At 45.3% G+C, this 18,156-nt stretch carries 13 protein-coding genes; 3 read left to right on the forward strand and 10 right to left on the reverse strand.

Annotated features, from left to right (window positions below; all coding sequences use genetic code 11):
- Positions 1-227 precede the first annotated feature (227 nt).
- Entirely contained in the window at positions 228-491 is a 264-nt protein-coding gene (locus LCF57_RS24295; RefSeq protein WP_226002989.1) for a YkgJ family cysteine cluster protein, read from the forward strand.
- Between the two features lie 36 nt (positions 492-527).
- Positions 528-1,484 (forward strand): acetylxylan esterase, encoded by a 957-nt coding sequence (locus LCF57_RS24300; RefSeq protein WP_226002952.1) that lies wholly within the window; start codon positions 528-530, stop codon positions 1,482-1,484.
- Positions 1,485-1,638: 154 nt separating this feature from the next.
- On the opposite strand, the gene LCF57_RS24305 is transcribed toward LCF57_RS24300, so the two are convergent.
- Positions 1,639-1,962, reverse strand: coding sequence for a DUF3817 domain-containing protein (locus LCF57_RS24305; RefSeq protein WP_226002953.1), 324 nt, complete (start codon positions 1,960-1,962; stop codon positions 1,639-1,641).
- Between the two features lie 149 nt (positions 1,963-2,111).
- Between LCF57_RS24305 and LCF57_RS24310 the strand changes: the two genes are divergently transcribed.
- A complete protein-coding gene (locus LCF57_RS24310; RefSeq protein ID WP_226002954.1) occupies positions 2,112-3,116 on the forward strand; it encodes an LLM class flavin-dependent oxidoreductase in 1,005 nt (334 codons plus the stop codon).
- A 349-nt stretch (positions 3,117-3,465) separates the two neighbouring features.
- Here LCF57_RS24310 and LCF57_RS24315 read toward each other — a convergent pair whose 3' ends face one another.
- From LCF57_RS24315 to LCF57_RS24355, 9 genes are all read right to left on the reverse strand, one after another.
- Positions 3,466-5,052 (reverse strand): cellulase family glycosylhydrolase, encoded by a 1,587-nt coding sequence (locus LCF57_RS24315; protein ID WP_226002955.1) that lies wholly within the window; start codon positions 5,050-5,052, stop codon positions 3,466-3,468.
- Positions 5,053-5,447: 395 nt separating this feature from the next.
- A complete protein-coding gene (locus tag LCF57_RS24320) occupies positions 5,448-5,699 on the reverse strand; it encodes a hypothetical protein (protein WP_226002956.1) in 252 nt (83 codons plus the stop codon).
- A 189-nt stretch (positions 5,700-5,888) separates the two neighbouring features.
- Positions 5,889-6,470 carry an ATP-dependent Clp endopeptidase proteolytic subunit ClpP gene (clpP, locus tag LCF57_RS24325; protein ID WP_226002957.1) on the reverse strand — a complete coding sequence of 194 codons (582 nt, stop codon included), beginning with the start codon at positions 6,468-6,470 and terminating at the stop codon, positions 5,889-5,891.
- A 20-nt stretch (positions 6,471-6,490) separates the two neighbouring features.
- Positions 6,491-7,264, reverse strand: coding sequence for an RNA polymerase sigma factor (locus LCF57_RS24330; RefSeq protein ID WP_226002958.1), 774 nt, complete (start codon positions 7,262-7,264; stop codon positions 6,491-6,493).
- Positions 7,265-7,471: 207 nt separating this feature from the next.
- Complete coding sequence (locus tag LCF57_RS24335) at positions 7,472-8,392, reverse strand: DUF2167 domain-containing protein (protein ID WP_318840794.1); 921 nt, start codon at positions 8,390-8,392, stop codon at positions 7,472-7,474.
- 769 nt (positions 8,393-9,161) lie between these two features.
- On the reverse strand, positions 9,162-9,515 hold the full coding sequence (locus LCF57_RS24340; RefSeq protein ID WP_226002959.1) for a hypothetical protein: 354 nt from the start codon (positions 9,513-9,515) through the stop codon (positions 9,162-9,164).
- Positions 9,516-9,572: 57 nt separating this feature from the next.
- Positions 9,573-9,965, reverse strand: coding sequence for a hypothetical protein (locus LCF57_RS24345; protein ID WP_226002960.1), 393 nt, complete (start codon positions 9,963-9,965; stop codon positions 9,573-9,575).
- 34 nt (positions 9,966-9,999) lie between these two features.
- A complete protein-coding gene (locus LCF57_RS24350; RefSeq protein ID WP_226002961.1) occupies positions 10,000-10,563 on the reverse strand; it encodes a DUF4291 domain-containing protein in 564 nt (187 codons plus the stop codon).
- Between the two features lie 86 nt (positions 10,564-10,649).
- Entirely contained in the window at positions 10,650-18,131 is a 7,482-nt protein-coding gene (locus LCF57_RS24355; protein ID WP_226002962.1) for an RHS repeat-associated core domain-containing protein, read from the reverse strand.
- Between the last annotated feature and the right edge of the window lie 25 nt (positions 18,132-18,156).

The raw sequence follows: 18,156 nt of genomic DNA on the forward strand, positions 1-18,156 counted from the left end.
ACTGAGGACAATTGGTTAATATTACCTCATGATGGTACGCTGATTTAGGGGCTTGATACCATCTTACGTGTCTCCCCGACGATTTATGCCCCTTGTGTGAAAGGTGTGTCTAAAATGCAGTTATCCTTGTATTCCTGCTTTTTTTGTGCCATCCTCACATTATGGCTTCATTGAAGTCACTTCATGCATAGGTAACAAAAATAACAGATAATAAGGAGTGACCCCAACTGGAGTGTCGAGTCGGATGTGCCGCATGTTGTATTGCTATTACGATTTCATCCCCTATTCCCGGCATGCCGGATGGAAAACCAGCTGGCGTTCCTTGCCCTCAGCTCACTTCGGATTACCGTTGTCAATTGTTTGGCAAACCTGAGCGTCCAGCCGTATGCAGTGGATTTCTTGCTGATGAAGATACGTGTGGAAACACCAACGAAAAGGCATTTGAGCTGCTGAGAGAGCTGGAGGAGTCCACTTTACCGGATAGAGCTTAAGGAATAATTCATTCTATATGAAGGAGAACTTTTATAATGAATGTTATTGAAAAAAGAATTGCCGAATTGAAGGAGTATCGACCGGACCTCACCGCCCCGAAGGATATGGATTTATTCTGGGACAAAACGCTGGAAGAAGTACGCGCTAAACCTATACGTGCGTTCAAAACACCAGTAGACACGCCGTATGCCCATATGCTTGCCTATCGGGTTACTTTTGAGGGGGTGGATGATACGCCACTGCATGCCTGGTATGTACGCCCCCGATTTGCCGGAGATCAAAAACTGCCGTGTATCGTTCTGTTTCATGGCTATACTGGCGGAAAGGGCTATCCTGAAGATTATTCCTCCTGGCTGATGCTTGGCTTCGCTGTATTAGCGGTAGATGTACGTGGTCAGGGGGGAGAAACAGGAGACCGTCTGGATGATCCTCACGGTACGGTTAAAGGCTGGATAACGAAAGGAATATTGGATAAGGATACCTGTTACTACAAAACCATTACGACCGATGCCCTTCGAGCCGTGGATTGGGTGGCAGAGCAGACCGATGTGAATCCAACCCAAATTGCAATCAGTGGCGCAAGCCAAGGCGGCGGACTTTCATTAATGGTGGCGGCGCTCAGCGATAAAGCTGCTATTACGGTGGCTGACATTCCTAATATGTGCCATATGGATTTTGGCATGATGAATTCCACCAGTTCGCTGACGGAAGCTGCTGAATTCGCCAACCGATTCCCTGAGCATTTGGAGCAGGTACTACATACATTGAGTTATTTTGACATCATGAATTTGGCCCATCGCATTCGCATTCCGGTGATGGTATCGGTTGGATTTAAAGATACTGTATGCATGCCAGAGACTATTTTCGCCGCTTATAATCGCATTGAATCACCGAAAACGATTGAAATTTACCCATTTACGGGACATTGGGTTGAAGGTTTCCAAAGACGCAAGACAGCTGAATTTTTAGTTAAAACATTAGCACTAAGTTAATTGATGTGGGTTTTCGATGTAAAAAAGAGCACTACGCCTCAAACGGGACCAGTTCAGCCATCCCAATTGCGTAATGCTCTTTTTAGTTTAACGAGGGCAGCCCCGCACTCGCAGGCAAGTCCGCGACACTGCTCACCGGATTCACCTTCAAGTGTTACGATGCAGCTCGCTGTTTGGCTGCCGAATCTCCTGTCCATTTTCGCACCCAAACAAAATCCATAATCATCAGACCAAACGGAATGAAGGATGCAAACATAATAAATAGGGGCCGCCGGATGGGCCAATGCAGCGCTGTTTTGCCATAGATCAAAGCGACGAGGAGGAGCAGAAAGCTCACCCGGTATATATTACCAATCACCATAACCGCCTGGGTCAAGCCCGCAGCTTGCAGCGGCTGGTGAGTGAAAAGTATCGCCAAATACGCTATAGCCTGAATCCAGAGCATGAGTCGGACACGCCCCAAAGGTGTTTTTAACACAAATTCGTTCCCCTCTCCAAAAGCAAGGATGTTCTCTCATCCTGCACAACCTTCATTATAACGAAAAGGGTCTGAAACTCCAACCTTCCTATTCTAAGTTTTGACCTAATGAGTTGTGTCTGATACAGTTGTGTAAGAGGTGATTGCTAATGCTTAAACTGGGTATACTGGACCAGTCTCATATTCCTGAAGGCGGTACCGCTTATGATGCATTATCCAATACAACAGATTTAGCGCGTGAAGCTGATCAACTGGGATACAGCCGTTATTGGGTATCCGAGCATCATGCGTCCAAAACACTAGCGCACTCCAGTCCCGAGGTCCTGATTGCGCATTTGGCTGCTCATACATCACGTATTCGTGTTGGTTCAGGCGGTATTATGCTTCCTCACTACAGTGCGTATAAAGTCGCCGAAAATTTCCGGCTGCTGGAGGCACTCCATCCAGGACGCATCGACCTGGGAATAGGACGTGCTCCTGGTGGTTTGCCGCTGGCTACCCGTGCTTTGCAGGAAGGCAAGTACCAATCCGTCGAGCAATATCCGCAGCAAATTCTCGATTTAATCGATTACTTCCATGATTCTGTGCCTGACAATCATCGTTTTGCCGGGCTTCATGCCTCCCCGATGATACCAACGATTCCTGAAATGTGGCTGCTTGGGTCCAGTGGGGAAAGTGCCAGATTGGCCGCTATGATGGGTGCTTCCTATGCCTTTGCCCAATTTTTCGGCACTCCGGGCGGCGTGGAAGCTACCGCGCGTTACCACGAGCAATTTCAGTCTTCCATCCTGGGCGATAAGCCCCGCTCGATGGCGGCGGTTACTGTAGCCTGTGCGGAAACTGAAGAGGAAGCCGAGCTGCTGGCGTCCAGTGCCAGTTTGTATTTCCTGTTGCTCATGCAGGGCAAAGAAATGAGCTCTCTCCCGTCAGTGAAAACGGCAATGTCCTATCCCTACACGGAGTTTGACCGCGAGCGGCTGCGTCAGTCCGCAGCATGGCGTGTTGTAGGGACACCTGAGCAATGTAAGGAACAGCTGCTAAGACTGGCTGAGCAGTATCGTACCGATGAGCTGCTGGTCGTCTCCTCCATTCATGACTTTGATAAACGTGTTCAGTCCTACCGTCTGCTGGCCAAAGCTTTTAATTTGGCATAAACACGGTTGAACGGACGCAAAGCTTCCAAGACATTAAAACCCCCGCCTGCCTGTAATAGGCAATAGCGGGCGTTTGTTGTTAAGAAACGGTCCAATGGGACCGAATCTTCTGTACTATGGAATTAGTTGAGGAAGCTCTTGAGGAGTATTTTAAGTACCACGAAAGTCGAATAGAATATGGTACTTTGGTAGTATATATACCGGAACTAAAGTGCCGATGGTTCACTCCTAAAGTTCCAGTCTCCATATACCTAAGGCGCATACGCTATACTCCAAATCCTCAAAAGATTGCAACCTAAAGTCCTATATTCTTTACTCCTTCCGAGCTAGCTGAGGCTACGGCCACATTTTAGGGCTCTATACCCCATACCAGCTTACCCTGCTGATATACAGTGGCATGATCCCAGTCTGCGAATATAGTTTGGTTAGCACCATACGAATAATCGTTGGTCTCATCAAAATTACTCCAATTCGCGGCATGAATGCGGGGCTGAATTTCTCCACTTTCCCCGCCAGGCTGAATACTTCCTGCTCCATCGGTAAAAGAAACTTCCACATATTTATCAGCCTTGGCCTTCGAATTTGACAATGTTACAAAAGTCGCTTTTACCATTTCATTGCCTAGCTTGGCCCAGTCCACAAAAAATTGCTGAGCTTGTTTGCTTTCATCTGTGTAATAGTATCGAATTTTCAGATCACTCAGCTTCACAGCTGTTGTACCTGTATTTTTGATATTAAATTCAGGTCGGATGGCGTTATCCTTAGCATTCGTATCGCCGGTACGATATTGCAGCACAATCCCTTGATTGTCACCGCCTGGTGTACTTCCTCCATTATCGCCACCATTGTTACCGCCATTGTCGCCATTTCCACCGTTATCGCCACCATGATCCCCACCATTGTTGCTGGAGCCTTCCAAAATCGCCTGCTTTACAAATTTACCGGAAGCCGATAATTGTGAATCAGGCCATCCGCCCTTACGGTCTGCGCCAGGCAGCAGGGCAGCAGAGGTCTCATTTTTGTCGGCCAGCGACCAGTTTGCCCAACTGATGCCACGGCTGGCGAGAAAATCAGTCCACACCTTGGCTTCATTCAGGAATGGACCACCGTTACCTGATGCATCACTTGTACCCCATTCGGTGGCAAATATACCCACGCCTTTATTCAGCGCATAATCGATTCGATCGCGTAAATATTGTCCATGTGTTCCCGCATAGAAATGCACGGTATACATCGTATTCTTGTCTGGAAGTGGATTGTCTGCTGCATCATGTATATCCTGGCTCCATGTGCCTGTTCCTACAATAATAATATTGTCCGGATCCTTCGCACGAATGACCTGAGAGACCTCTGCAGCATAAGGTCGAATTTGGTTATTCCAGTTCACATTCCCGTTCGGCTCATTGGCAACCTCATAGATTACGTTTGGCAAATGGCCGTACTGCGTGGCAAATTCATTAAAGAAGGCTTTAGCTTCATTTTTATGAATGTTTGGATCGCCATCCGATAGAATATGCCAGTCAATAATGACGTACAAGCCCAGTTTCTTTGCTGCCTCAATCGCTTCCTTCACTTTATTTTTTAATGAAGGATCTGAAATATAACCGTCTTCTTCAGTGTACAGTGCAACCCGGAACAAGGAAATGCCCCAATCGTCCCGTAACCATTTCATCGAATCCTCGTTAACCAGATCCCCATACCACTGCACCCCATGAGAGCTGATCCCTTTGAGCTGCACAGGCTTTCCACTTTTATCTACCAATTTACCGTTCTTCACTGAAAGTTGTCCGTAACGCTCTACAGGAGTTGTTCCAGCAGCCTCTGCTGTTTGTGTGTTCCAGTTAAATCCGTTCGTTAACGTTAACAGCAATACTGCGGTTAGCATCACTGCAACCTTTTTTGCGATCCTTGGCAGGACCCATTGCCCATTCATCATTTACACATTCCTTCCTCTTATAAAGTGTTATCAGTACGTTGTTCTCTGCTCTTCCACTCCCCCCCTTCATACAACAAGAGGATCAGGTCCAACATTCGATGTTACTTACCTGTATATGGATGCTACTACTGTTATAGTTAGTTTCATGTTACATTTCGACTTTATGGTAGAAAATGAACTAGAAGTCACGATTTCGGGATATTTATTTACTGTGTTTGCTATCCCAGCAGACTGGAGGGACAAAAGACTCATTTAACAACCGCGAAATTTGACGAATTTTAGCTGATATCCAAGAGGCTTCTACAACTTATTTAACCTAAAAAAAGACTGCATCCCGAGCCTTTGGCTCGGTATAGCAGTCTTGTACAACGTCGTGTATGTGATTGATCTCCTTATTACCCCTTAGCGGCTGCCTGAGATTCTTGGGTCGTCTGATCCTTCTTTATGTCGCCGCCATCCGTCACTTGATCTGTCAGTACAGTCTCAGATGAGTTGCCCATGACCTTGTCTATGAGTTGCAGCCAAGGTTCTTCACTGCCTCCACAGCTCTCAATATCACCGAGCAGGGACTCTAGCGTAGTTCCTTCTTCCGGCAAATCAATAACTAAACTGTCTTCGTCAACTTGGATGGTGCAGCAGGTTTTCATTATAAATCCCTCGCTTAATTCTTATTTGAGCATGCTATAAGCAAGCTCAGATGGGATCATTCCCATGGATTCGGGGATAAGCCTTTTGAATCCGTCTGAAATTATAATCCTATTGCACATCAATTGCAATGAACAAACTTTGAATTTTTGCAGAATTAGCGAGGGATCATATAAAATTTTCAAAAACAGTTAGATACGTGTAACGATCCGATCAACCAAGCCGTAGGCTACCGCTTCTTCAGCCGTAAGAAAGTGATCCCGATCCGTATCTTTTTCCACCCGCTCCAGCGGCTGCCCGGTATGATCTGCCAAAATACGGTTGAGCTGCTGTCGGCTTTTGATCAGACGCTCAGCATAAATCAACACATCAGAAGCTTGACCCTTCGCTCCGCCCAGCGGTTGATGGATCATAATCTCACTATTGGGCAAAGCCATTCGCTTGCCTTTGGTCCCCCCAGTCAGCAAAATCGTACCAAAGCTCGCTGCCATTCCTGTACATATGGTAGATATATCATTTTTCACAAATTGCATCGTATCGTAAATGGCAAATCCTGCCGAAATGGACCCACCCGGGCTATTAATATACATCTGAATATCCTTTTCGGAATCCTCAGCAGTGAGGTGCAGTAGCTGAGCTACAATGACATTGGCCATATGGTCCTCAATCTCACCTGATACCATAATGATACGATCCTTTAATAACCGGGAGTAAATATCATAGCTTCGCTCTCCTCGGCTCGTTTGCTCAATTACATAAGGAAAGGTGCTCATCCGCATAAACTCCCTTCTTGTTAAGCGACCATCATTGCCTTGATGTCATGAGACGTATGGGAATTCATTAGAGTACCGGAAGGATAAAAGCGCTGATACAGCACAGAGCCGGCAATCGCTATCGGCTCGGCAGCATCGTTCAAGCTAAGCGCAATCCAGCGCTGTACATCTCCGGCGCGAAAGGCCGCCAAATAAGCTTTAAGCCATTCTCTTTCTCTTTCAAGCCCAGGTATGGATACGGATTCCAGCTTATGGCCCTCCCTGTGCTTCTGAGCAAGTAGAGCGCGTGCTCGACTCAAAGCAGCTTTTACCGCGCCCTCCGTCGTATTCAGCAGCTCTGCCGTCTCCGGGGCCGTATAGCCCCATACATCTCTCAGCACCAGGATGGTTCGCTGCCATGGCGATACATGTGTACTTAAATATTGAAGCGCCAGCTCCAGATCTGGTGTGTAGCTTTCATTACAATACCGAGAAGGCTCCTCATGCCGCTGGGAAAACTCTTTTTCGCCAGAGACAGAGAGGCGCTTCTGGGCATTTTGCCTGCGAATATGATCAATCCATCTATTCCGCGCGGAACGGATCAAATAAGCCTCTTTATTTTCCACCTCATGCAGATTCTTCTCAGATTGCAGCATATGTAGGATGGTCGTCTGTACCAAATCCTCGGCATCCCATGCTGAACCTGTCAACGAAAGACAGTAGCGATGGAGCGCAGGAAGCACGTTTTGCAATAATTCATCTCCCTTAAGTGGGGACGATTCATTTTTCATCCGTTCGGATATCACAAAGGCCATGTTTGGGGCCCCCCTTTGCTCAGTCCATTTGTGTTCGGGTGTTTCGTTAAGGTAGACGGAATCGCATCCCCAAAGGATACGGCGGTTACAATATATTTATTGTAGCAAGTAAAACAAACTAAAAACAGATGATTCACGGGGTCTATTTCCTCCATGATCATCTGTTCAGATAAATTTGTTAATTTATTAAGTCATGTCAGCTTTGGGTTATGGCAATGTCTCTGTATGTTCGCGGTCATTCGTCTCATCCTGCGCTGCTTCTGATTTTTTTCTACGAAACAATTTTACGAAAAACTTGCCTATCACACCTAAAACACCTGCACCAGCAGCAAAAATCAGAATGCCAAACTTTTTGAAGAGTCCTGCCAGCAATAACAACAATCCTGCTTTTTTGGCTACCGCCAAGCCTGCTCCCCCCAAAATCAGTCCGGTCAGGCCATATTCGGAAATTTTGTCGGTCGAAGCATCAAACTCCTCGTATCGCTCGCCTGATTTGACTGTCAGCTTGGGTAATATTTTCTCATTCAGAAACTTCTTATCCGCGTCCAAATGCGCAGGATCGGATACTAAGATTGCAGAAATATAACCTTGACGGGTAAGCAAACGAACGTTGTAGTTAATCAGTTTCTCCTTCTTCCCATCTTCCGCCAGCATAGACCAGGTTAGATTATGAGTGGCTTCATTATAGAAAGGCTCTACATCCCAGCCCGTTACATAAAGGCGATCACTTTCCGCTTTTTCCTTGTTGCTCTCTTCTGTACCTTCTTTATAGCTATCCAGAATGGCATCTGCATCGATGTCTTCTTTTTCATCGTCCTTGATGTGCCCAAGCTCATAGTATTCAAAAACTACTTCCCAATTTTGATTTTCATCTTTAGGAAATATACTTCCAATTTCCTTGCCAGATGGCTTGTCATGATTCAGTTCGCTTACCTTTGCCGTGTTAGCCGCATCTAAAAAAAGAAGAGAAGGGTCCAAATCGACCTCAGCCACTTTTCCCAAGTCTACCTTTCTGCCGCCCTCTATCCATTTTAATTGTTCATTAGATGAAGCCCACGCGTTACCCCCACTGCATAACACCAGACTAAGCGCCACCAGCACTGCAAAGATCGTTTGGCTCCATCTCATTTTGTTGCTACCTCTGTTATCTAGTCTCTTCATCAAAACGCATTGCCCCTTTATAAATTCCAAAATCTCCCGTGCTCCCAAACCATATTAGCTACTGCTTTATATTTTGTCAATTTACAGAAGTAAAGGGAGTTTCTAAGACCTAATACTCATTTTTATACATATGTATGCAAATTTTCTAATCTAATCGAACTGATTTTAGCGTGTTGGGACGAGCAAAGAGAAAACCTGATGAAGGACAAGCACATTTGTGCAATATCCTAAATTTATCCATTTCAGTTTCCTACTTATAACTTCCTAAAAAGGACGTATTCCTTAATACAACAATCTCGTTTACTTCTAGCTTATTCTCGAACACATCCATCTAGCATACAAAATGTCGAATTCAAGCAGATTAAGGAATATATACTTCACCAAACAAGCGACTATAGTCTTAGTGACTTTATTCCTATTTTTAATCATATGTCATCTTTTTTATTTAAAAGCATGTATAGGCTTTCATAGGGGCGATTTATATTAAAATAAGCTAATTATTAAAAAAGTCTACACATAAGTTCACTGCTTGTTTTTGGGGTTAAGGAGAGCTATTCACTAGCATTTGATCTCCCTTAGTCCTCTCCCCTTCGTTTTTCTGCACGCAAAAAAAGGCTTATTCCTATCATATTTCGATTGGAATAATCCTTTGCATGTGTATTTTATCTCTTAATTAATAGACTAGCATACCCCTTAGTGGTGCCGTACCTCGTGTTACAATTCGTGATATTAAATATCATCCTAAATATTGTACATATTTACATAATAAGACGGATTCCCTATTGCCCGTCAGCAAACCATCTTCATTGTACGTATAATCATATCGCGTATGCTCGTTAGTCGCCGTTTGCAGCAAACCGTCTTCCCGGTACATGTAGGATTCTTCCATACCACTCGACATCTCACGCCGCTTGATCAACCGGTCATTGAAGTTATATGCATACTCTATGACCTTGCCGTTACGGTCCGTTTGGCGGGCCAAGCAGCCTTCGGTGTCATACTGGTACAACATCTTCTGCTGGCCCGGGTCTTGTATAGCAGACCAGACAACATTGATATTTCCACTTATAAGCGCTTTAAATAGAAGCAAGATATATCTACAGATACAAAGTAAAAGACCCACTCTATTCACACTTTGATCAAGTTTTCATGTGTTTAATAAATTTTTAAGATGATATTCAAGTGCAACTGCTTCCCAATGTAACTTTGGAGCTATTTTATTCTCTAAAAGGAACCTTAATCCTCTTGTGGATTGAATTTTTCCGAGCGCCACCAGCGCGTGAACTGAAATACTATTTAATTCATACTGCTGGAGAACCAATAAATTTTCTTCGATACCACGAAGTAAGTCCTCAGAAAATTGGGATATCCAATATGAAGCCGTCATTGAAGCATCAGTTGAGTAATCATCAAGGGCAAATTCTACCAATAAATCCAGTAGCAACTTGTCATCAAGCCTCTCTTCGAAATATGCTTTAGCCTTCTGTTTACCATGTGTTGAATCGATCAATAATTCTCTTACAACATTTTTTTCATACATAAATTGTCCCTCCCTATCTTACATCCCAATTTTATCACCGAACTGTTATATTGTATTCCTTCTCCAAGGGTAATAACTCGCTGTTAAACTGACCAGTATTAATTAGTAGTTTCCAATCATGCACGGTATTTGTTATGTCATTAATATCAACTATCCATTCATTTATATACTTCTCAACTGCATCTCCTCTCAAACCAAGTTGAATAGCCTTTCTATCCAGTTTATTCCCATAAACATCTCTATCAGGATCAAATTGGAATATTATATCAGACTCATTCAGCATTTCTTTCCATTTGACAGATGAACCGTGAATCTTAGGTTTATACTTGGTTAATACCGCTTTTGATAAGATATAATCAAATCCCTCCTTTGAGATATTTATAGAGAATATTCTTTCCTGGTCGCTTTTATTTCCCCAACCACATCTATACATCATCCATAAAAATGATGGCTTTATCCATGTCATTCTATCTAGTTTAAAGGAAGGGCCAAATGTTCCCCCTTCTAAAATTTCATTTGCAATAAGATGATTAAACGCTTGATAGACAGTTACGCATTTGTCGGTGTATTTTGCATTAAAACCCTTGTAGACTGACATTTCTCCATCCTTTCTACAATTGAAAAGGAAAATCTGTATAAAATGAATTATATAGATTTTCCTTTACCAAATAAATTAATTAGATACTATTTTGTTTTAATTGTTTCTTCCATAACTCTTACTTTCAACAAGTTTCCAGGTTCATTGAACTTGCCTAACTCAGAAGGTGTAATACCATAATTAATATGAGTTCCCTTTTTAGGTAATCCTTCATAATGGTATCTAATATTAGGCGATTTCTTCGATCCTCTTTGCTTAACTGCTGAATTTTGAATATATTTGAAATAATCCTGGGATACTATAAATTCAACAACACCCTCTTGTGTCCCTTTAGGGACCCCAAGATTTTCAAACCCGCCTTGTTTGGGCGAACTAACCAATTTTTCTAGGCTTGTTGTAACCCATTTTTCAGGATTCATTCCCGGTAATGCAGGTTGTAGTTTTCCTTGCTCAATAGTCGGATTTATTTCTTCCATACTCATTTTTCTGAATAAGGAAACCCCGTCTACAGGAATTGTCTGAGTATCATAAACATTCCCTTTTTCCTCACACATGTACCCGCTCGGGTCCACGTAGCGGATCGGGTTATTCCCTACATACGCATACAGATTCAATCCATCCCCGCGATACGTATCTTCTTGGGTAAAGCGGGCAATGACCGGATTGTAGAAACGCGCTCGCAGGTAATACTGCTGGGTTACACTATCCCACGCCTCTCCCGCATAGCGGAAGCGGTTTTCGATCTGCTCTGCCATCGACAACGTATTCCCGAACGCATCGTATTCGTAGCTGTTCTGAATTCCGCCCTTGCGGTCGGTCAGATGCAGGGCATCTCCGTGTGGGTTATTTACATAATAAGACGGATTCCCTACCTCGTCCACCCGGGCCAACCACTCATGTCCGCGTACAAATGAGGTCTGGACTCGAGCTTCCTCATCCAGTTCGTTCACCATATGCCAACCGTCATACACAAAGTGGTTGAACTTTCCATTCTCTTCTACACCATTGCGAAGTCCTTCCGGATCATACAGGTGGCGGATATAGCTACCGTCGGACTTCTCTGCCTGCACCGTTCGGTTAAAGGCATCGTAAGCATACGAGATACTTTCCTGTCCGCTTCGCTCTCGCAGCAGGTTCCCCTGTGCATCATATTCGTATCGCGTCTGCTGTCCTCGCGATCCCGTTTTCTGATCCGAACCTTCACCCAGCGCCTCTTCCAAAACCGACAGCAAACGGTTCAGGGAATCGTACGTATAGCTCGCTTTATGGTCGTTCCACATTCGACTTAGCCGATTTCCCACCGCATCATAGGATAAGCGTTCCGTACCCCAGCCCGGGTATTCGGCTTCCACCAGTTGCCCTATGGCGTCGTAGCGATACTTCGTTCGTTTTCCATTTTCGTCCCGGGCGATCTGGTGACCGTTGTTATCATATTCATAACGATGCTGTAGGAGCGGACTTCCGTCCGGCGATTGCGCTAACAGCTTCGAGACATTTCCTTCTGTATCATAGTCATATGCCATCTCGATACCGTTGCCATACAGAATGGAGGCTACACGGTTGCCGTGTACGTATCCATACTTCGCCAGCAGTTCTTCATCCTGTCGGATCTCGGAGACACGTCCAGCCAGATCGTAGCGGTATTCCGTGGTCCGGTCCCCCGCATCGGTCTGAGCAATCCGGTTGCCTTCCGCATCATATTCGTAAGCCAGTATTTTATGGCCCGGCCTGCGATCTTCTGCCGCATTGGTACTCATCAGGCTGGCAAACGCTGCGCTCATATTCCCACTGCTGCTCATATATTTGCCCGTCAGCAAACCATCTTCATTGTACGTATAATCATATCGCGTATGCTCGTTAGTCGCCGTTTGCAGCAAACCGTCTTCCCGGTACATGTAGGATTCTTCCATACCACTTGACATCTCACGCCGCTTGATCAACCGGTCATTGAAGTTATATGCATACTCTATGACCTTGCCGTTGCGGTCCGTTTGGCGGGCCAAGCGGCCTTCGGTGTCATACTGGTACAGCATCTTCTGCTGATCCGTGTCCTGTATAGCAGACAGCTTGCCTAAGCTGTTGTAATCATACTGCGTCGTTTGACCGTTTCCATCCGTTGAGCTGACGATATTCCCCGCATAGTCGTAGCGGTAATGCTCCGTGCTACCGTCCGCTTTGTGAAGGGCCGTGATCTTACCCCAACCGTCTACGGTATGGCGAGTCAGATGGCCTTCACCATCCCGAATGCCTATAATGTTACCTGCCGCATCGTATATATATTCTTGCTTTACGATGCCTTGTCCTGCCATCCCTGGTGCCATCACTTGCTTCACTCGGCCACCAAGGGTGTACGTGTATTCTACTCCAACGCCACCCTCCATTTTGCTGACCAGTTCACCGAATTCATTATATCGGCTACGTTCCATGATCTGGCCATATGAGTCAGCCACCTCAATTAACCGGCTCAGACGGTCATAGGTGAAGGTCATCCCCGGTCCATCGTCAGTAGCCGGATCATACTGATTCGGCGTAACTTGCTTCACGATATTCCCCGTCTTGTCATAGAACAGACGGGTGGTACCCCCGCGTTTTCCGATCATGCGGATACGCCGGTTCATCGAGTCATACGCATAGGTTACCTTGCTGCCGTTCGTATCCGTCTCTTCGATCACGTTACCCGTGCGGTCGTATTTCAAATAGACGCTGCTGGCCCGTGCATCTTTACCCTCTCGGCGGCTGATCTGAACCATTCGATCCACGGCATCGTAGCTAATCTCGGTTTGATACCCTTCCGGAGTCACAATCTCGACCACATTGCCGTTACGGTCATAACCGTAAGAAGTAACAGCATCCACCAATCCCGGTACACGATCAGTCAAATCTTCAGCATTCAGCACTTCCACGCGCCGTTGCAGCCATCCGGCTTTGTTATATTCGTAGCGGATGAACCGATCCTTTTGCTCATTCAGTTTCTGTCTTTCCGACGTTTTCTGGTTTAGGCAATCGTACGTATAACGAATTTCCGCTCCTGTATCATCCTCAATGGCGATCACCCGATTATTCCGGTCATAGCTGTAACGAACACTTTGATAGTTCTCCGCGTAACCCGTTTCGCTAACATACTCCTGTGTCCGCTTCTCTTCCAGCAGGTTTCCGGCTTGGTCATAACGGTACAAGGTCAGGCGATAACGAATGGGACCCGCGCTGATAGCTTCTCCCGAGCTTTCTTCCCCGGCTTCTTCCACAGGCTCACGCTTTTCAATCAGCCAGCCTGCCGTATTGTACACATAAAGCGTGCCAAAGCGTTCACTATCGTTCGTTCCACGAGCATAGCCTTTGGCATCAATGGCTTTTATTACACGCCCTGCATGATCATACACGAATCGGCGGCTGACATGACCTTCTGCATCGGTAATCTGAACCAAACGATTCATGACATCATATGCATACTCGGTGCCCGGTCCATCATCAACAATCGGATCATAATGTTCCGGTAAGATCATTTTGCTTATATTCCCGGCAGCATCGTATTTCATGCGAGCGATACTGCCCTCCGGATACATCGCCTTGATCCTGCGCCCCCGGTGGTCGTACTCGTACTCTGTTCCGAGTCCATCATCTTCCGCGTGGTTATAGTAATTCGGTTCAATCTCTTTTAAAATGTTATCGTTAATGTCGTACCGAGTACGGGATACGTTCTGCGCCAGATCCGTCATCCGAACCAGACGATCCATCGCATCGTAACGATACTCGGTGCCTTTGCCATTGTCTATACGGGCGACATAATCGTTAGGGAGCACTTTTTTGACCAAATTGCCCATCTTATCATAGAACATTAATGTAGTGTTGCCTTCAGCATCTACGATGCGTGTACGCTTGTTCAAATGGTTATATTCGAACTCTACCGTACCATAGTCCGTGGTAATGCTCATCATCCGCGCGGCCTCATCAAACGTATATCGGTACTCATTGCCTTCCGCATCTTGCACCTGAGTCGGTGCATCCGTATGATCTGTTCCATACGAATAAACTGTCGTGTGACCGAGCGCATCCGTGCTGCTCAGTACTCGGCCGTGTGAATCATACGTATAAGAAATGACCGCCTGATTTCCATCTCCAATGCTGGTCTTCTCTTCGATCAGCCTTCCCATGGCATCATACGTGAACCATTTCTCTGTTACGCCGTTAACAGCAACCTGAGTCAGATTTTGATCCTGATCGTATTGATGCTCAGTACGTGTTCCGTCTGGACGTATTTCTTCCACAAGATTACCAAAGATATTATATGCCCATTTTGTGGTGTGCCCCATAGTATCCGTATGACTTGATTTATTTTGGTACGCATCATACGTAAAGGACTCGCGAGTTCCATCACTGTAGATCGTATCCGTCACCAAATCATCGGCATTGTATTCAAAATTCTCAACGACTCCTGTGGCATGATACGTAAAAATAGTTCTCCGTTTCGCATCATCGTATTCAATATCCGTGACATGATCGTCTGCATCCCACTGGCTGATTACCCGACCATGATGATCATATTGATTTCGAACATACCTATGCCCATTCTGGTCCGTGATCGCCTCAATTCTTCCTTCGGCATCATAAGCATATGAGGTCACTCCCTCATTCGGATACGTTACACGAGTCAGAAAATCTCCTTCATATTCGTACTTTACTGTTCTGCCTATATTATCAGTGATGCTGTAAAGTTTGCCACCTGAATAGGTAAAGGTTATTTCCTTACCACCCGGGGTCGTTAACTTGCACAATCCTTCCACATCGTATTCCAGCAACGTTTCATTGTTAGAGCGATCCTTGATTTTCAGTAGTCGTCCATCCTGATCATATATATAAGTTCGACGCTCTTTATCGGTTAAGCGATACACTTTGGTAACCGAATCCTCCGAGAGGTTATAATCCTGTTTCCCTCCCATCTCGTTAACCCACTGGTCGTCTTGCAGGATAAAACGTTCATAGTGTCCATCCGTGCATATGACCAGGATATGATCTTCCACCCGCCGAATGCAGCTCTCATAGGTAAAGGTAAAGCCACGCCCCGTGCTGCCGGTCATAGAATTGGTGGAAGTATAACTGCGGACCATCTCAATCGCCTGACCAATATCCTGAACCACCATATCTGTAGCCGTAAAATAAAATCTACCTTTCACTACATCAATCGGATCTCCGCGTGTAACGAGGTTTCCTATACTGGATATCAGTGACTTTTGTAAATTCTGTATCGTTAGTGACTCTTTGACATTTCCATGCTTTCGGTAATCATCCGCCATAGAGCCTGCCATATCACCTACCACTGAGGATAGATAAGAGCCGATCTTGTTATTACCTGCAAAAGAAAATGCTCCTCCTACAAGGCTTCGGGTCAAGTTAGATTTAAGATCTGTTTGTCCGGTATTCATCACATCTTGAACCGTTCCCGCTGCAACTCCACCTGCCACTAGACGTGAATAGATATTGAGAGCACCTGTACCGCATTTTACCCCCGCCATAAATTTCCCGGCTACAGTTGCACTGATAAATCCATTACTAAAGCTGCTCATATAATGTCCAATCAGCGTCTCGCCTGGACGGGCATTTGGATCAAATATAGCCGTAATCCCTGTATTAATTCCTCCACCTATGGAAGGGACGATGAGAGCACTTGCACCTCCAGTGAGAAATGCTACTCCAGCTACTGAAACCGTTACCGCCCCATATTTAACCACATCGTATAACTCTTGGTTCCCTCCCAGAACAGTATCTCGCATGAAGTTGTACGATTGAGAGAGATCATCTGCTCTGGCCTTGGCGATATCCTGCTGTCCCTCACTGGACTCACTGGCAGCGACTACCATCGTCGTAGCTCCTGCAGCGAGTGTGGCACTGGCAGCAGCCACAACTAAAGGAGCGGCTGCACCCGCTGTTAGAACAGTTACCGCAACACCCACAGCCACTGCTCCAATAATCATGGCTATTTTTCCAAAACCTACTTTTTGCTTGCCTGCCTCCAACTTATTCACGAGGGCCTGACGTTTAGCTGCCGCATTATTATTTACCTGTTTCATCACCTGCTGATCCTGAGCAATTAGAGCACTATCATCGTATTGTACTGCTGGAGCTTTACCAGGTTTGCCCTCATAAAAGATCGTGGTAGCTTGAGCATTGCTTGTGTCCTCGATCCAGATCACCTGTTCCGGATTTACCCCTTCTACCGGACTGCGGGAAATAGCTACAAGTTCACCAGCTGTCAATTGAATTTGCTTTGGGGCCGGTATTTCACCAGCAAGATCAATAATGAAATCTGTGGTGGCCTTAACACACATATCCGTATCAGAGAGGATTTCAACCTTTCCGTCGCCTGTAAGCTGGAGCTTAATGCTCTCCTGGCTATTAGCCGCAAATATAACATCCTGACCAGTGAGCCTCATTTCCTTATCCGAGTCATTCGTTAATGACTTTATAACAGGATCGGAAGATTTCTGACTATATTTGCTTTGTTCAGCCCCTCTTCGAACAGAGCTTATCGCAATAGCTCCTGTTTCCAAAGCCGTTGGAAAATGAAGCTTGACCGGTGAGCCCGGCTTGGGCATCATGTAGGCACTTTGATTGTCCATACCCGTGGAATAGGGGAACCAGCAAGTACCTGCATCGTCATTTGTGGAGTCAATATCCAAATGCAGTTTGATCTGATTACGCGATATCTGTGTAATCCGTCCCTCCAAAGAAAGTCCCTGAATGGCAGCGTTCATTATTTTATTGGTTTTGATAGTACTTCGCGAAGTTAACGTATATGTATATAGCAGTTCCCCTTTGACAACAGATGCTGCTACTTCACATACAACATACGGTTTATGCTGAAAATCAACTTGTGCTCCCAGTCCTAATGCCGCTCTGCTCTCCACTTTAAACAAAGTATGATCAGCCACGTATTCCATTTGGGAAGATGATTCAAAACGACTTTGCATCGTATAAGAATCATTTTCCAACTTAGCCGTCTCCTGCCCCTCTGGTATACCCAGTAAAAGTGACGGAGCCTCTTCGGACATAACCGGAATCACTACGGTATGTAGATGAGAGGCCATACGCTTGATGAATTGCCAATCCGTCTCTTCATATTGTAAAAGTAACTGCCCTGTCTTGATATTTCCTGTCGTTTCATCCGAGCAATGTGCTCCAGGATAATCTTCCAATAGGTTGTCTACAATTTGCCCGTACGTTTTTTGCTTGTTTTGAAACGATCGCTTTTTCCACTCCAAATCCAACTGGTACGTGAATGATACAGCTTCGATCTCTAGATAATTCACCCCCTGTACATGCTGCACAACCGCTTGTTTGATGATTCCTTTAAAAATTGATTTTTCCTTTTTGGCATCTATCGGATGGGCTTTAAAAAGTGAAACCTTATCATCAACACTCATTCTCTGCAGGCTCTCGCCATGATGTTCAGGGATAACGGCTTTAAAACGAAGAACCGCATGTTCATTTATTTTTTGTAATAAGCTTAATTGTTCTACCCTCTGAATGTTATAGGGGAAATCAAGTATTAATCCGGCATAAAAAGTTTCCATATCGATTTACCTCCCTTCTTTAATG

The sequence above is a fragment of the Paenibacillus sp. BJ-4 genome, from assembly GCF_020404765.1.
Lineage (GTDB): Bacteria > Bacillota > Bacilli > Paenibacillales > Paenibacillaceae > Paenibacillus.

What these genes read in the sequence shown, in the direction of transcription:
- LCF57_RS24300 (WP_226002952.1), top strand. Translation starts at nt 528, where the DNA reads ATGAATGTTATTGAAAAAAGAATTGCCGAATTGAAGGAGTATCGACCG.
- LCF57_RS24310 (WP_226002954.1), top strand. Translation starts at nt 2,112, where the DNA reads ATGCTTAAACTGGGTATACTGGACCAGTCTCATATTCCTGAAGGCGGT.
- LCF57_RS24315 (WP_226002955.1), bottom strand. Translation starts at nt 5,052, where the DNA reads ATGATGAATGGGCAATGGGTCCTGCCAAGGATCGCAAAAAAGGTTGCA.
- LCF57_RS24320 (WP_226002956.1), bottom strand. Translation starts at nt 5,699, where the DNA reads ATGAAAACCTGCTGCACCATCCAAGTTGACGAAGACAGTTTAGTTATT.
- clpP (WP_226002957.1), bottom strand. Translation starts at nt 6,470, where the DNA reads ATGAGCACCTTTCCTTATGTAATTGAGCAAACGAGCCGAGGAGAGCGA.
- LCF57_RS24330 (WP_226002958.1), bottom strand. Translation starts at nt 7,264, where the DNA reads ATGGCCTTTGTGATATCCGAACGGATGAAAAATGAATCGTCCCCACTT.
- LCF57_RS24335 (WP_318840794.1), bottom strand. Translation starts at nt 8,392, where the DNA reads ATGAGATGGAGCCAAACGATCTTTGCAGTGCTGGTGGCGCTTAGTCTG.
- LCF57_RS24345 (WP_226002960.1), bottom strand. Translation starts at nt 9,965, where the DNA reads ATGTATGAAAAAAATGTTGTAAGAGAATTATTGATCGATTCAACACAT.
- LCF57_RS24350 (WP_226002961.1), bottom strand. Translation starts at nt 10,563, where the DNA reads ATGTCAGTCTACAAGGGTTTTAATGCAAAATACACCGACAAATGCGTA.
- LCF57_RS24355 (WP_226002962.1), bottom strand. Translation starts at nt 18,131, where the DNA reads ATGGAAACTTTTTATGCCGGATTAATACTTGATTTCCCCTATAACATT.